The sequence below is a fragment of the Chitinophagales bacterium genome, assembly GCA_041392475.1.
GTDB lineage: Bacteria > Bacteroidota > Bacteroidia > Chitinophagales > UBA2359 > JAUHXA01.
In genome coordinates this window covers 3,374,977-3,391,481 of sequence record JAWKLZ010000001.1, presented here as the reverse complement: position 1 = coordinate 3,391,481, position 16,505 = coordinate 3,374,977, and the positions used below count along the sequence as shown (strand labels likewise).

The 16,505-nt window shown below is 39.3% G+C and carries 13 protein-coding genes; 2 read left to right on the top strand and 11 right to left on the bottom strand.

All coding sequences use genetic code 11. The features are described 5' to 3' along the window. Positions 1-32: 32 nt before the first annotated feature. The 9 genes from R3E32_12700 to R3E32_12660 all read right to left on the bottom strand — a co-directional run bounded on the left by R3E32_12700 (position 33) and on the right by R3E32_12660 (position 8,552). Entirely contained in the window at positions 33-218 is a 186-nt protein-coding gene (locus R3E32_12700) for a hypothetical protein (protein MEZ4885584.1), read from the bottom strand. Positions 219-236: 18 nt separating this feature from the next. Beyond that, on the bottom strand, positions 237-653 hold the full coding sequence (locus tag R3E32_12695; protein MEZ4885583.1) for an MgtC/SapB family protein: 417 nt from the start codon (positions 651-653) through the stop codon (positions 237-239). Continuing rightward, positions 650-1,351 (bottom strand): DUF1003 domain-containing protein, encoded by a 702-nt coding sequence (locus R3E32_12690; GenBank protein ID MEZ4885582.1) that lies wholly within the window; start codon positions 1,349-1,351, stop codon positions 650-652. The genes R3E32_12695 and R3E32_12690 overlap by 4 nt, the downstream gene beginning before the upstream one ends. Before the next feature lie 27 nt (positions 1,352-1,378). Next, complete coding sequence (locus R3E32_12685; protein MEZ4885581.1) at positions 1,379-2,260, bottom strand: mechanosensitive ion channel family protein; 882 nt, start codon at positions 2,258-2,260, stop codon at positions 1,379-1,381. 31 nt (positions 2,261-2,291) lie between these two features. After that, entirely contained in the window at positions 2,292-3,056 is a 765-nt protein-coding gene (locus R3E32_12680) for a hypothetical protein (protein ID MEZ4885580.1), read from the bottom strand. 162 nt (positions 3,057-3,218) lie between these two features. Continuing rightward, positions 3,219-4,544: a sodium:proton antiporter NhaD gene (gene nhaD, locus R3E32_12675; GenBank protein MEZ4885579.1), complete on the bottom strand. Its 1,326-nt coding sequence runs from the start codon at positions 4,542-4,544 to the stop codon at positions 3,219-3,221. Positions 4,545-4,718: 174 nt separating this feature from the next. Continuing rightward, a complete protein-coding gene (locus R3E32_12670; GenBank protein MEZ4885578.1) occupies positions 4,719-5,357 on the bottom strand; it encodes a VTT domain-containing protein in 639 nt (212 codons plus the stop codon). A gap of 33 nt (positions 5,358-5,390) precedes the next feature. After that, positions 5,391-6,992: a serine protease gene (locus R3E32_12665; GenBank protein MEZ4885577.1), complete on the bottom strand. Its 1,602-nt coding sequence runs from the start codon at positions 6,990-6,992 to the stop codon at positions 5,391-5,393. A 294-nt stretch (positions 6,993-7,286) separates the two neighbouring features. Further along, on the bottom strand, positions 7,287-8,552 hold the full coding sequence (locus tag R3E32_12660) for a hypothetical protein (protein ID MEZ4885576.1): 1,266 nt from the start codon (positions 8,550-8,552) through the stop codon (positions 7,287-7,289). A gap of 215 nt (positions 8,553-8,767) precedes the next feature. Between R3E32_12660 and R3E32_12655 the strand changes: the two genes are divergently transcribed. Further along, the gene (locus R3E32_12655; protein ID MEZ4885575.1) at positions 8,768-9,946 is read left to right on the top strand and encodes an acetyl-CoA C-acyltransferase; all 1,179 of its coding nucleotides are present in this window, start codon (positions 8,768-8,770) and stop codon (positions 9,944-9,946) included. Positions 9,947-10,120: 174 nt separating this feature from the next. On the opposite strand, the gene R3E32_12650 is transcribed toward R3E32_12655, so the two are convergent. Next, positions 10,121-10,591: a hypothetical protein gene (locus tag R3E32_12650; GenBank protein ID MEZ4885574.1), complete on the bottom strand. Its 471-nt coding sequence runs from the start codon at positions 10,589-10,591 to the stop codon at positions 10,121-10,123. 144 nt (positions 10,592-10,735) lie between these two features. Beyond that, positions 10,736-12,940 carry a gliding motility-associated C-terminal domain-containing protein gene (locus R3E32_12645; protein ID MEZ4885573.1) on the bottom strand — a complete coding sequence of 735 codons (2,205 nt, stop codon included), beginning with the start codon at positions 12,938-12,940 and terminating at the stop codon, positions 10,736-10,738. 130 nt (positions 12,941-13,070) lie between these two features. Here R3E32_12645 and R3E32_12640 point away from each other — a divergent pair, with 130 nt between their 5' ends. Continuing rightward, positions 13,071-16,379, top strand: a complete 3,309-nt coding sequence (locus tag R3E32_12640; GenBank protein ID MEZ4885572.1) for a caspase family protein — start codon at positions 13,071-13,073, stop codon at positions 16,377-16,379. The last annotated feature ends 126 nt before the right edge of the window (positions 16,380-16,505 follow it).

The window sequence follows — 16,505 nt, the reverse complement described above, 5'->3', positions numbered from 1 at the left end:
TTTGTTATGTTGATTTGATGCTTGTTGGCAAGTCATTTAAAATATAATTTTGTGAAAATTCCAGATACTATTCCTGCGACCAACCACATGTTTAAAAAAGAAATCATCTCAAGGTTTCCTGATAGGTAGGTTTTTAGAACTTCATATCCCCACATAAAAAAGCAGAATATTGCAAAATTCAGTGCATACTTCTGTTTGAAAGGTTCTGTTTCGTTCATCTGTCTGATATTTTTAATTTACTTCCGATTCCTCAACCACTTATCCAAAGGTTCAAAAATGGAATTGACCAAAACCACAATTACCGTAGTGACAAGTGTTTCTACATAAAATCCTGCTCCTGCCAAGCAGCCAATAGCAGAACTGCACCAAATCGTGGCTGCAGAGGTCAACCCATGCACGCTGATTCCTTCTCGAAAGATGATACCTGCTCCCAAAAAACCAACGCCTGTCACGACTTGCCCAATAATTCGGGTCACATCCCCACTTTTTTCGGTCAAAGCAAAGGACAACAACACATAAATGCACGCACCAATCGAAACCAAAGTATTGGTTCTCAGTCCCGTTTCTTTGTGATGCCATTGCCGTTCAAAGCCAATCAAAATACCTGCAATGGCGGCAATGAGTACTCGTATGCCAAATTCTGCTAAAGTCATTTTTTCTCGGTCAATTCGTTCATCATTTCGACTTGCATTTGTTGTATTTCCAACATTCGTTCCCATTGCTGCAATAGGAGGTGATCGAGTTTTTCATGCAAAGCCCTGATTTCCAATTCTGCTTTTAGGTTGATGCGGTAATCTTGCTCGGCTCTTAGGCGGTCTTTGGTTTCTTGTCGGTTTTGACTCATCATAATGACGGGGGCCTGAATCGCCGCCAAACAAGATAACACCAAATTGAGCAAAATAAAAGGAAATGGGTCAAAAGGTTTGGTTAGCAAATAGGCATTGACCAGAATCCAACAAAACAACACCGCTCCAAAAGACAAAATGAATCGCCAACTCCCTCCAAATTTGGCTATGTTGTCGGCTATTCGATTGCCGAAAGTGATGTGTTCGTCGAAGTGTTCGTTGAGGTTTGTGGCGGCGAGTTCTTGGTTTTTGATGCTTTGAACTACTTGTTGGTCAAGGACTGAGAGTTCTCCTTTTTCTTCTTGCAGTACTTGTTCGATCAGCAAAGCTCGGTAATGATTGAGGTCTGTTTGACAGATATAACCCTGTTCTTTCCAGTTAGGAAAGTCTTTTTGAATCAATTCAGCAACGGATAGACGCACCAAATTTGCAGGAACGAAAGCAGTAGCTGGCTTTTGTTTTTGACAAATGGGGCAGGTTTTGGAGGAATGATGGTGTTGGGTCATGTTTTAGTATTCAAAATTTTATATAATTCAGTTCTTGGTCATCTGACTTGCTTTCAATTCTAAGTTGTTGTAATTCTTCAATTCCACTACTTCTCCTGGCAGATAGAAACCTGCCTTGTCGAGAGCAGTCAAGCACTGTTTGATAGAGTTGGTGCGGATGTCAAGGGCAGAAAATTGAGAATCAAATGTATCTCGCCAATACTGAACCGTGATGTCGAGTGTGCTGGTGTTGAGGTCTTTGATGAAAACACTTGGTGCTCTGCTTTCAGTCAAAACACCTTCTATTCTCACGATTGTATTTCTAAGAATGTCAATAGCTTTGTCGAAGTCCGAACCATAATCTAAACCGATGGTAAACTCGTCTCGAATGAATCCATCAATAGTGTAATTGACCACAGGGTTTTTGATGACATTCGCATTGGGAATATAAATATCCTTGCCATCAAAGGATTTGATTTGGGTATTTCGCATATTGAGGGAGACCACTTTACCTTTCATGTTGTTCAACTCAACGATGTCGCCTACTCTAAAAGGACGATTGAAAGCCAATATGATTCCAGCCAGAAAATTTTCGCCTATGTCTTTGAAGGCAAAACCTATGATAATGGCACTCACACTTGCACCCGTAAAAAATCCCGCTGCAATGCCGCCCAAGCCAATGATATTGAGCACCACCATAACAGCGAACAAGATGAGTGAAATTTTTACGACACGAGCCAAAAATTGCGCCAATAGTGGGTCGTCCATTCGGCGGGTGAGATTGCTTCTAACCAATCCAGAACTGCGATTGGCAAGAAAAAAGAGTATCGAAAAGGCGAAAGTAGCCATGATTAATTTGGGAAATACAGCCACAAAACCATCATAATATTCTTGAAGTTGTATCCATAAGTCGCTGATAAACTGATTCATTTTTTAAGTTTTTGCTAAATGTATTTTAAATTTAAAGTTTCGCATGGTGTTTGTTTTCTTCCATAACCGCATAAATCACCAATGTCAACAATATTATAAACAGCACTGCCGAAGAACCAATCGTCCCCAAGTTCAGGCCACCTTTTTCGAGAGGCTTGGTCAGCAAATCTCCAAAGGTAGCTCCAAAAGGTCGGGTCAATACAAAGGCTATCCAAAACAAGGCAATGTTGGAGATTTTGGTGAAATACCTTGCCAAAACGACCAAGAAAATCAAGCTACCTATCAACAATGCTCCTCCTCCAAAACCAAGCCCCGAATCGTCTGCCAAATAATCGCCCAATGCTGTGCCAAGTGTATTGGAAATCAGAATGGTTATCCAATAAAATAGCTCAGGTCGGAACGATTTGATGTCTGAAACAGACAGTGATTTTTCGCTTTTCCACCAAATCAGCAACATCGAAACCAACAAAAATACCAAAATCATGGAACCTTTTGCATAACCCAAACCGAGTGTTCTGTCCATATAGTCGGACATCGTAGTACCTGCTGTACTTGTGGAAAGAATGACCGACCAATACAAAATAGGATGGTAGCGTTTTGCCATCAACTGAGCTATCAGCGAAACCACAAAAAAGCCAATCAATATGACCGAACTCAGGCCGTAGCCAATATTGAAGGTCATCGAAAGCATATCGCCCGCCGTTTCACCAAGCGTAGTAGCACATATTTTCATAATCCAGAAAACAAGCGTTATTTCGGCAACTTTTCTTAAATGTCCATTGACTTCTTCTTTCATTCAATTGAAATTTGTGGTTGGTATGGAGTGAAAGGCTTTTGAAGTTTAGTGCTAAAAAACTGAAAAAGAGTGAAATAAGTTCTTGTTTTTAGAAAAAAACTTCAAAAGTCTACAGCCAGCCTTTTTAAAGATAACCAAATTTGTATGGTGAAAATATGTGTATTATCCTCTTGCCAGATACAAAAATGCAATGCCCGAAAAATATCCAATTAGTGCCAACCAACTGATGTTCTTCAAATACCACATAAAATCAATTCTCAGCAAGCCCATAATCGCTACTCCTGCTGCCGAACCAATAATTAAGGCACTTCCACCTGTTCCAGCACAATAGGCTAATAGTTCCCAAAAAGTATTGTCAGGAGCATAGGTTTCCAACGAATACATTCCCATTGCCCCTGCTACCAAAGGCACATTGTCTACTACGGCAGATAGCAATCCTATGAAGGTATTGATGATATAAATACTTGAAAATTGGTTGCTTAATATAGTTGCTAAATCCCGCAAATGACCTGCTGTTTGAAGGCTCGCTACTGCCAATAAGATGCCCAAAAAGAACAAAATACTGGGAGTATCAATGCGCCGAATAACACCTGAAACGGACAAACCTTTTTTGGACTCGTTTGCTTTGTGGCGGTGAATAAGTTCAGTCAATACCCACAAGGCACCCAAACTCAACAACATGCCCATAAAAGGGGGAAGGTGGGTTACACTTTTGAAAACAGGTACAAACAACAATCCGCCTACGCCAAACCAAAACACAAATTTCTGTTCAAAATTTGATACATCTTGTTCCACATGACCAGATGAATGTTTTGACAATTTAGGACGTTCTATATTTCCTTTCACTCTTGCTGTCACTACCAATAAAGGCAATAACAAACACAATACACTGGGTATGAAAAGAGTAATAATAATGTTCATTGCTGTAATTTGTCCTCCAATCCACAGCATGATTGTAGTCACATCTCCAATCGGCGACCATGCACCTCCTGCATTGGCTGCAATGACCACCATTCCTCCAAAAAACCACAAGTCTTCTTTTTTGTGAATCAGTTTTTTGAGTAGTGCTGCCATTACAATTGCAGTCGTCAAGTTGTCAAGCACAGCAGAGAAGAAAAAGGTAAGCGTGCAAATAATCCAAAGTAGTTTAATGCGACTTGTTGTAGTGATTTTGTCAGTTACTACTTGAAAACCTTTGTGGGCATCAATCATCTCAACTATGGTCATAGCAGCCAACAGAAAAAACAAGATTTCGGCAATCTCACCTACGTGTTCGAGCAGTGCTTCGTCTATAAAATGAGTAGTTTCCTCTAAATGGCCGGCTAATTCGGGATGCGCTCCCAATAAACTGCCGCTACCAAAAACTAAAATTGTCCAACACAATACGCCTGTCAAAATAGCAGACGCTGCTTTGTCTACGTGAATGGAATGTTCGAGGGCAATAAACAAATAACCCAATACGAAAACCAATATTAGGAACCAGTACATAAAACATGTTTTAGGATATAATTAAATTTTTCTTCCTTGGTCGATTGCAGTAAAAACATTGCTGCAATGGCTAATTGAAGGGTAATTTAATTCTTTTTATAGGAAAAGAAAGAAAATGATTTCATGTGAACACAAAAAAATGATGAGAGGTTGTTCTTTAATTGATAGAGGGAACTACAATTGTTTATTTTTGAAGTGAGAACGAAAAACAGCTAGCAATAAGGTGATAAAACCCACAACTGCTATTCCAATAACAATTGTTATAAATTTTTGCTGAATAAAAGGGATATGCCCCAAATAGTAGGTTACCAAAGTAAGACTTAGTACCCAAAAAATCATGCTCAGCACATTACCCTTCATAAAATCGCTGTAATTCATCTGAGCAATTCCTGCTACAAAAGGCATCAAAACCCGCACCATTGGCACAAATCTGGAAAGCACAAAAGCTATACTGCCATGTTGTTCGTAAAATTGATGGGCTTCATCGTAGTGTTTTTGATTGAGCCAAGAAATGCGCCCAAAAATAGACGGCCCGAAATATTGTCCCAATCTGTACGCCATCATATTGCCGAGTATGCCACCCAATATCAATGCAGGGATAGCCAATTGAAGGTTGACGATTCCTCTGGCAGCCAATGCTCCAACTACTATCAACAATCCATGCCCTGGGAGGATAGGAGTGAGAGGAATGAAAGCCGTTTCGAAGAAGACGATTGCGAAAAATAAAAAGTAAGATAAGAAAGGATAGAGATTCACTATCTGATATAGAAAGCTGTCCAGATGGAAGAGAAAATCATGGATGGTTGTTATCATTTGATTTTAAATCACTGATTTATTGGTTAATCCTCAATAACTGTAAATATAATAAACAAATGGCTGCAATCTTTTAATTTGTTCAGTAAGTGGCTGATTCTCTATAATATTTGAAGTATTTGTTAAATTGGTGATGTCGAATAAGTTGGTTTCCTTCAAAAATTGAAGGATAGAAGATGATTTGAGGGAATAAGAAACTTTGACCGCATCGACATGTTTGGTTTTTATTATTCCTATGAGCCTGCCATGATAGTCAAACAAAGGGCTGCCACTATTTCCTGCATACACTTGTACGGTGGTTTGGTAAGTAGATATAGTATTTTGAGAACTATTCACTGAACTGATCGATCCAGTTGCCAACTTAGGGTGCATACCCATAGAAGCGACCAAAGGATACCCCAAGGCAAACACTTTTTCACCTATATCACATTCTTGATGATGAAGCGAATAAGGGATTGGAGGACAAAATGGAATATTTTCGTCACTGATTTTCAACAAGGCTAAATCAAGATAAGGATTTGAAGCTATCAGTTTTGCCGACCATATGTCTTGCGTTTCTTCATCTGTTTTGGGAAGAACAACGTTGATTGTTTTGGCATTTTCTACCACATTGTAACTGGTGATTATATAACCTTCTTTATCTACCAAAATACCGCTTCCTGATACACCTTTACCCTCAAGGGTCACGGTATTGGTAATGGAAGTAGTATTTCCCAATCTTTGGTAGGTATAGGTATCATAGTGGTTTTTGAATTGCAGTGAAAAGGTATTTTTGTCTTGTAAAGAAATAAAGCTATTGATTTGGAGTATTTTATCAGGAGTTGTCCACTTCACTTCTTCAAATTTGCCTTCCTTTGAAGTAGGTGTGATTTCTCCCATCCATTCGCCTTCTTGCCAATCCAAATAATTGCTGGCACCTTGTAAGTAAATAATATCGTAATTGCCTTTTGTATTTTTGATAATTGCAACGGTATGTTTTTTCTTGTAAAAATCATAGTAAGGAATTTTCTCAAATATACCTTCAACGTTATCTATTGAAAGAGCATTTTCTTTGAGGTAAGTTAAGGCGGCTTCTTTGGTGGTGACAATAGGATTTGAAGATAACTTCAAACGGTTTTGAGGATTATATGGAATTTGTTTGTTATAAAAAAGTAAAAAAATGGCATACAGGTTTTGCAAGAAATTTTCATTCTGATAAAATTTTTCTTTGTAAGTGAATGTAACATAATCATTTCGACATGTTTGAAGCCTTAATTGAATGTTTTCATAATAATCTTCCTTTGGGGTCATATTGAAACGCACCCGAATCAAATCACAGAAAGTGGGTACGCTCAACAACAGCCTTGTTTTATCATTCGTTTTGTAGGCTATTTCTTTGAATCCCATTTCTTGAAAATACGCAGCTAATTGGTCAATAATTGGATACTCATCCATATCTGCTTTTTGCTGTTCCTGAGTAGTCAAGTCTATTATTACGTATTTGATACCTGACAATAGATGGATGATGGAATCTTTGTTGGTATCTGTAACCACATGGTTAGGAAAGGTATAAGTAGAAGGTTGTTCCACTTGATTATTCAATAATATCGGTGATAGGTGATTTTGAAGTGCATCTACTTGCGTCCATAAAAGCATATTGCTTATCATTAAGCCAAATACTAAATAGCATACTGGTTTAAATAAGTACATAAAGCGATTTATATATTTTTTTCACAAAACACAATATGGGCGGGTGGTAAAAGGATTAATGTATTGTGTTATAATAGAAAAGGATTATGAAATTATGAAAAAAACTATTGCATAGGTTGTTGTATTTATTGAGATAAAATAGTTTGTAACATCAATTTGTTGAAATTATTCAATCTTCAAAATCTCTCGGTTTTGTTCCATCACTCCTTTTAAACAGGAAAGGAGCTCATTATCAATAAATTACTCTTTGGAATTATTTTTTTTAGGAACATCTTTTTCCTTTCCTTTTTTCATTTTATCCAAATCTACATCATTTTCAAAAGTAGGAAGTTGGTCTTGAGTTAAGATTTGCTTTTCTTCGTCTATCATTTTCTTTGGCTCAGTTAATTCATTTTGCATGGATTTATCGTTATTCATACTATTTTGATGTTCAACTCCTTTTGTTTCTTCTTTGACCATTGGTTTACCTGCTGGCATTTGTTCTTCTACATTTTCCTGCTGCGCCTCCATTTCTTCATTCAGTATTGACTCCTCTTTGACCATTGGCTTATCTGCTGGCATTTGTTCTTCTATATTTTCCTGCTTTTCTTCCATTTCTTCATCCAACATTAGCTCATCAATAGGCTTTTGCCCCCCTTCCTTTACTTGCTCTAAGTCCATTTCTTCATCTAAGATTATAGCATTATCTTTAATCATTGGCCTATCAATAGATTTTTCCTTATCGTCCATCTTTTCTTCCTCCTTCATCATTGATTGTTCAATCAATGATGTATCAATCACACCTTCAATAATTTTGCTATGGTCTATTATTTCTCCAGTTTTTTCAACCAAAGTTTTCTCCGTTTTGACATGCGCTTTCAGTTTTTTATGTATACTTTCTTTTTCTTCAACGATTGATAAGTCTAATTCAGTGCTATCTATTTCTACATCTTCTGGTGTATTAAAGTTATTGACCTTTAATACATTTCCTTCATCTTCTATTATCTGTTTATCTTTGACAACAACCTGACCACAAGGTGGACACTCCATATAAATAGCCATATCTTCTTCAAAGTCATGTATGGTCATTGCTGCAGTACAATTTTGCATAGGAAAAACAACGATTTCCTCCGATTTGCGAAAACGGGTGATGAAATAACCCATTTCCTGCAATTCTGCTATACACTCTTTGAAGGGAAATTCCTCTATATTTTCTCTTCTTTCCACAAAAACTTTCACGGTTTTATCAATGTGCTTAGATTGACAAGCAAGTACCTCATTTTTTCCCAAGAAGTAATCCACAATCAACTGTGCGTCCTGACTGGTAAAATCAAGAATACGCCAATTCTTCATTTTTCTGAACATAAAATCTCCCTTAGTAATGTACTTTACTACACCCAATTTACTGTTATCAACTGCAGAAGTTTTAATTTTTACATCACAGTGAACTTCATTTTGGGCTTGACAAAGAACACTAAAGAATAAACTGAATAATACCAAAATTGGACTTATGAGACGTATGGTCATTTGTATTGTATTTGAAATAGGAAAAGAGGTGGAGTATAGCAGCATAAAAATACATCATTTGATTCAAAAAAGAGAATGTTTTTCATTTTTTAAATAAATACATACTATTTTTTTATCAATCAATCTATTTCAAAGTAACAAATTCTTTCCCAAGCCATAAATCCATTTTACCTATTTTTGTGTTTAAGTAAAAAAATTAACAACCATTATTTAATATGAAAGAAGTTTTTATTGTCTCAATGGCGAGAACGCCTCTTGGGAGTTTCGGAGGTGCATTGAGTTCCTTATCTGTTGTAGAAATTGGCGCACACGTAATCAAGTCCGCAATTGAACGAGCTGGTATTGAAGCAAATACAGTGGGAGAAGTATATATGGGAAATGTCTTGCAGGCCAATGTTGGGCAAGCTCCTGCACGTCAAGCTGCATTGAAAGCAGGACTCCCCAATTCTGTTCCTTGCACTACTGTCAATAAGGTTTGTGCTTCGGGTATGAAAGCGGTTATGTTTGCTACCCAAGCCATTAGACTGGGCGATCAAGACATTGTAGTAGCGGGCGGTATGGAAAGTATGTCGAATACGCCTTACTATACCACCAATGGCAGATGGGGTTCTAAATACGGAAACCAAACGCTTGTAGATGGTATCGTAAGAGATGGATTGCAAGACCCTTATGACGGCTCGATGATGGGGACTTGTGGAGATGTTTGTGCAGACGGCTACAACTTTAGTCGTGAAGACCAAGATAACTACGCCATTGCTTCTTACAAACGAGCTGCCGAAGCTACTGAAAAGGGTTATTTTGTAGACGAAATCGCCCCTGTTCACATCCCTCAACGAAGAGGCGAACCTGTCGTGGTTTCGGAAGACGAGGATTTCAGAAAAGTGGACTACGCCAAAATTCCCACCCTTCGTCCTGCCTTCAATAAGGATGGTACTGTCACCGCTGCCAATGCTTCCAACCTCAATGACGGTGCAGCAGCTTTGGTGCTGATGAGTGGCGAAAAAATGAAGGAATTGGGATTGAAGCCCTTGGCAAAAGTGTTGAGTTATGCCGATGCTGCCCAAGAGCCTGTTTGGTTTACTACAAGTCCTTCAAAGGCACTTCCAAAAGCAATCAAAAAGGCAAATTTGGAGTTAACGGATGTCGACTATTTTGAAATCAACGAAGCATTTTCAGTTGTAGCACTTGCCAATATGAAGGAGATGAATCTGTCGCATGACCAAGTAAATGTTTTTGGAGGAGGAGTTTCTATTGGTCATCCCATTGGTTGTTCGGGAGCCAGAATTTTGTGTACCTTGATTTCGGTATTGACCCACAAAGAAGGCAAAATCGGCGCAGCAGGTATTTGCAATGGTGGTGGAGGTGCTTCGGCGATGGTGATTGAAAAAATATAAGAACCATAATCGGTTGGTTAATAAATGCTGGCGGTGTTGCTCTTGGGTGGCACCGCTTTTTTTTATTTCCTTCAATAATTGAAGTATTTTGAGAGTTCTTAAGAAAAAAAGCACCTATTTAGCTTGCTGTAAGCTGAATAGGTGCTGTAAAATAATTTATGAGATTGGATTTATTTAGTTCAAATCAACCAATATTCCTGCTCCAAACAGCAACTGAGAAGCATCCCCTATCGAAAACTTCAACTCTGCAATACCTGATATCTTATCAGAAATACCTACCTGGCCACCTGCCCCAACGTTCAGCCCAGGTTCAGTATTGGATATGGTTTCTCCTAAAAAAGTAAACGAAGCTCCAAAAAGATTAAGTCCAGCCAACGCATACAATTTCGCTTGATCAGTAGAGGTTAGAAAGTAGTGTGCATTGACATTGAATTCCCATATAGAAAAATCCTTAACGCCATCTAAATAATACACAAAATCTGCCCCTCCTCCCCAAGTATCATTAAACTGATGCACACCTCGAAGTTGAATACCCAATTCTGAAACGTCAAAACCATATGCAATACCTCCGCCTAATTTGGTTTGAGCTTGAAGTGAAAAAGAAGTTGCTACAACAAAAAGTAAGGTTAATAAGATTTTTTTCATAATAAAAAATTTGAATTTAAGATTGAAAATAATATAAATACACTATTTATTGGAGTGTATAAAGAATGTCTCTATAACGACATTCCGAAATAAATAGTTCCACAAAAACGCTTATTATTTCTTCAATTTACCTCACTTTTATCTTTATCGAATCAAAGTAACAAATCCTTGATTGACAATCACCTCATCTCTACACATCGCTTCAATATAATACGGATAGATTCCATTGGGTTGTGGCTCAAAATCCACCATACCGTCCCATTTTTGGGTAGAATCGGAGGTTCTAAATACAGGCTTTCCCCAGCGGTTATAAATCGTAAAATCTACTAAATCTTCAACAGGAATCGCAATCCCAAATTCATCATTGATTGAATCTCCATTGGGGGAAAAAGCAGAAGGCATGTGGATGTCACCACAGTTGAAAATCAGCAAAATAGATTGAGTTGTGCTACACCCATTTGCACTATATGCCGTTGCTTCAATCGTAGCCAAAGCCTCCACCAGCACTTCAATAGATGTACTCGTTTCACCCGTTTCCCATTCCACAGAATCAAAATCTCCTATTGCAGTAACCGTCACCAAACTGCCATTAGGCGTTAAAGTTGGACTGTTGGTCATCAGCGTCAAAGTAGGTTCATTTTCAACGGTTATCATTATTTCATCCCCCGTTTCACAGCCATTTTCACACGTAGCCATTGCAGTATAAATCGTTGTTTCAGTAGGCGATACAGTAGGACATTCTTCGCAGGTTTCGGTTGAAGTAGAAGAGGCTCGTTGCTTCAAAAACACCACTTCACAATCCACACTTGCATCCGAAAAAAACAAATCCAACTCCGCTGTTTCGCCTTCGCATATCACCAAATCGTTGCTCACAAAATGTACTTTAAAATCGGTGATATATTCAATCTGCAACTGTTCGCTGTCTCCCTCTGCATTGCTGATGGTATAAGTGTCAAAATCAAGATTTGGAACAATCCCTGTAATTTTCCCGTCTTCTTCAATGATTTCGGTGGGCATAGGTTCAAAACTAAACGGTCCACAGCCCTCCAAATCAATCGCTAAAACTCCCAAAGGGTCAGTCGCACAGTAGCTGTAGATCGTAGTATTCAGTGAAATATTCTGCGTCACATGTATTTGATACGTTTGGGTAAGTTGTGAATAAGTAGGGCAAGCATCGTCTTCAATGTAGAAAAGAATATTGTGGAATCCCAAATCTGCTACCGTTGGAGTCCATTCAAAAGTAGCCGTTAGTGGGCTACTTCCCGTAGTATTCGTCAGCGTTGCACCTGAAAATTGGTTGAGCATTGTAGTACTGATTTCCAGCAAATCATCGGCATCTTCATCCAAAATCACAATATCAAAACGTGCTGTTTCATTCGGACACACTTCAATACTTTTATCCGCACCTTCCTCCACTTTCACCTGACGATTGGAGCAGTCAATTACTATAAATTGCAGTTCACGCATCACCGACCCGATGCTCAAACCCGTTATCAAATCTCGTTCTTCAATGACCACACTAATGACCGCATTTTGAGGCTCATCTGCAGTAAAAATGATTTGCCCTGTTCCCAACGCAAAATCAAAATCGGTATTAGCCATCGGATTGCCTTGACTCAAGCCAGTCACATAAGGAATGGGAACACCACCAGTACCCATAGGTTGCACCAACCGAAATGCTAAACCGTTGCCATCGGGTTCGAGAATACCTTGGTCAAAAACCGCCTCCAAACCAATACAGTAATAAGGTACAGATAAGGGCGAAGTTACGGGAATCATGTAAGGAACAGATTGTGGCCCAAAAGCGGGAGAATTATTACAACGTCCGCCCTGATTGTTGACGGTAGCTTCAATATAAAGCGAATGGTCTTCGGGGTTTTGGAGGTTGGTAATTGTTTCGTTTCGAGCTACATTTGTTAAACTAATTGTCCAATCACTTGCTTCACAGGGCAGAGTCAAAAAGCCAACAGAACTTTCGATATTGGTATATTGAAACTGCACGACTCCAGGAAAACGGTTATTGTGGCAAGTGCTACTGTCCGTCCATGCTTCACAAAGTGGTGTTACTTCAATGCCACCCAAGTTCTTGAGAGGCAATGGAAATGTAAAACTTTCGCCGCACATATTGGATTCCACCGACAATTGCAGTTCTACCCCAGGGGTGGGAGGATCTTCTGGTTTGCAGATATAGTACAGATTGACAATAAATTCATATTGGCTATTGTTGTTCACATCCTTTCCCACACAGTTATAGCTTATATCTGCACCCATCGTTGACACATTGGCGTGAATAGACAAGGTGAATAATAAGCACAGAATGAAGAAAAAAGAGTTTGTATGTTGTTTCATATTGCGTATAATTGAAGGTGTAAAGAAACAGCAAAAAATAAATTATTTTCGTATAATCGCAAAACAATTGAAGTAATACATCAATTTAACAATAAAGCAACCAAACCATTTAAAAATAACCTATTCAATCATGACAAAACAACTCTACGCTCTCTTAGTTGGTATCAATGACTACAATCACCCCAAAGTTTCCAACCTCAAAGGATGTGTCAATGATGTCGAGAATGTAAAAAATTATTTAGAAAATCGTTTTGACCATGCAAATATCGAAATGCTGCTAAACGATAAGGCGACTTACCAAAATATTATCCAAACCTTTAGAAGTCACCTCACTGCAAATGCTTCAAAAGACGATGTAGTACTATTTCACTACAGCGGACATGGTGCAAGAGAAGTTGCAGCAAGCGAATTTAAACCCTTTTTTCCAGAAGGCAAGGAAGAAACCTTGGTTTGTTGGGACAGCCGCCGAGAAGGAGGGCATGATTTGGCAGACAAAGAGTTAGCGGTATTGATTGAAGAAGTGGCAAAAACAGGAGCGCATGTTGTTGTTTTGTTGGATTGTTGTCATTCTGGTTCAGGAACCCGCCAATCAGATGATTTTCATTTGGGAGCAACTCGAAAAACGTACGACCGCCGAGACAAGCGACCTTTGGAGACCTATTTGGAAGGCTATTACCAACAACAACTGGACAAAACAGGTGGGGTAAGCATTCCCAAATCCAAACACATCTTGCTCGCTGCTTGCGACCGCACCCAATATGCAAGAGAAACCAAAATGCACACAGGCGTATTCACCACGACCTTGTTGAATACTCTTGCCAAAGAAGGCAACGACATCAGCTATGCCGATTTGTATTTGAAGTGTAGAATCGAAATACTCAGAGATTCAGACACACAAATGCCTCAATTTGAAACTTCCAATCGCTTCAATGCCTACGGTAAGTTTTTGGACGGGCGAGATATGGCAGATTTGGATAGGAGGGAGGTTTATCGAGAAGATGGCGAATGGGTCATCAACTATGGCGCAATTAACGGTTTGGAAACAGGTGGAGATTGCACCCCTCAATTTGAGCTATACTCCAAACAAGACGAAACACAGTTTTTGGGCTTTGCAGAAGTAGGCGCAGTTTTTCCCGAACGAGCCTATTTGAATTTGGAGTTTACCACCCGTAATATGTCGGGGTATTATGCCAAACCCATCAGCCTGCCAGCCCCCAAAACGCTGGTGTATGTGCATGGAGATGCAGAAAGCGTTCAACGCTTCAAAGACAAAGAAAAAGACTTCCTCAATGTGGCGTTTACCGATTCCCTCAGAGGCACGAAATACAACATTGAAGTCAAAGAAACGGGCATTTACACCTACTTCAACCACACCAATCAACTGATTCAAGGCTACGAAAACGACAACTTCGACCAAAATGTGAAATTCACGATAGAACTGCTCTCGAAAATTGCCCGATGGGAAAATGGCATCGAACTGCAAAATCGAAACAGCAAATTATCAGAAGACGATATAAGTTTTGTATTGACGGATGGTAAAGGTAATACGTTAGAAACCGATGCGGAAGCTGCAAAGGAGTATAAAAACGAATTGAAGGCAGAAGGAAAGGAAGTACCTCATTCGCAAGACGAGGTAATCAATCCTGCAAATGAAGACTTTATCACACTGTATTCGGATAAGAATGTCAATGGAGGAAGGGTCAAAATCGTATTGAAAGCGCAAAACAATGCACGACAAAAACTACATTTTGCCTTGCTTTATTTTTCGGAAGAATTTGGAATTGAGGTATATCGCAATGAACCCATTGACAAAGGAGGAAATGAAATCACGCTTTGGGGAGATGGCGCAGACTATTTTTTGTTTTTGGAAGACGAAGAAGAATATCACGATGTATTCAAATTGATTGTAAGCACCGAACCCATCAAAGATTTTTTGCTACAACAAATGCCTGTGGATTTGGGAAGGATTCAAAAAAATCCTCGAAAATCAAGCAGTACGCACAGTTACAGACTGATTACCAACGATTGGCTCACCAAAACGATTCACGTTCGACTATTGCAACGCAAACACGAAGTGACTGAAAAACCCGTTGAAGTAGGCAATAAAAACCAACTCGTAATTGGAGGACATTCTAGCTTCAAAGCCAAAGTAGGTTTGTCCGCAGCCCAAACAAACAGCCGAAGCGTAGATGATTTTGAAACCCTTGCAGCTGTGTTTTCCCGTCAAGAAGGAGAATTGTTGTCTTTTGGTGCGGAGCATGGAAATGCTGGAAATGTGCTGACTTTGAACGAGATTGAAGGCGATGCGGCACTCAAAGAAAATCCTTTGAAGATTGAAGTGAAAGTGCCGACCTCAGAGGAGGAAGTCATCTTGTCTTTCACCTACGACAACGGTATGATTGTGCCTGTGGGTGAAGCGATTGCAGCAGCAGACGGAAGCAGTACGGAGATTGTGATTGATGAAATTCCAAATGTCAGCTATCCCGACCAACAAAAAAGGAGCTTTGGCAAGGCATTGAAGTTGTTGTTTTTTAAGTTCATGAAACGAGAGGACAAAACTCAGCAATTGCGAAGGGTAGAATATCCTGCTGGTGAAACGGCGAAGCGTATGAGGGAAGGAGTGAAAGAGGCGGTGCAAAAAGCCAATTCTATTATGCTGTTGGTACATGGAATCATTGGTGATACGGAGCAGATGGCGGAAGCGTTTAGGGTGGCAGTAGATACAAAAAAATACGATTTGGTGCTGACCTTTGATTACGAAAATCTAAATACACCGATTATAGAAACGGCTGATTTACTATACAATAAGCTGACGAAAGAGGTTGATTTGCTGCAATATCCCGACAAAAAACTGGACATCGTGGCGCATTCAATGGGCGGTTTGGTGTCACGCTATATGATTGAAAAATTGGGAGGCGACAAGATGGTGCGGCACTTGTATATGTGTGGAACGCCCAACAATGGCTCGGCGATTTCGGAAGTACCTGCTTACCGCAACATCTTGATTACCATGCTCACATTTGCCATAAATGTTGGTGTGACGGTTCCTGTGGTGGCGAGCATTGTGGGCGCATTGGACCGAACCAAAAAGCTGACGGTGACATTGGAGGAGATGCGAACAGAAGGAACTTTTATTCCAAAATTGGCGGCAACTCAACAACCTTCAACGACTTACAGCATCATTGCAGGGAATTTGGAGGAGTACCGTGAAAAATCGGATGATTATACAAAGGGTATTGCGAACAAGTTATTGAAGTCAGTGAGTAAGGTTTTTTATGGCGATGATCCTAATGATATTGCAGTGAGTGTAAAAAGCATACAGGGCATCACTCATTTTGATCAACCCGAACCCCATAAATTGTCGGCAGCTTGTCACCACATGAATTATTTCACAGAAGAAGGTGGTTTTGAAGTGGTTAGGAAAGAGATAGGTTGTTGAAACCTGACACTCATTTGACATGAAGATTTTAAATATACTAAAAAAAAGGACAAAAATTTCGGAAATAAGGAAAGACTTACGAAGTTTAAGTGTTCATTCACTTTTAATTATTACAAAACCTAAATC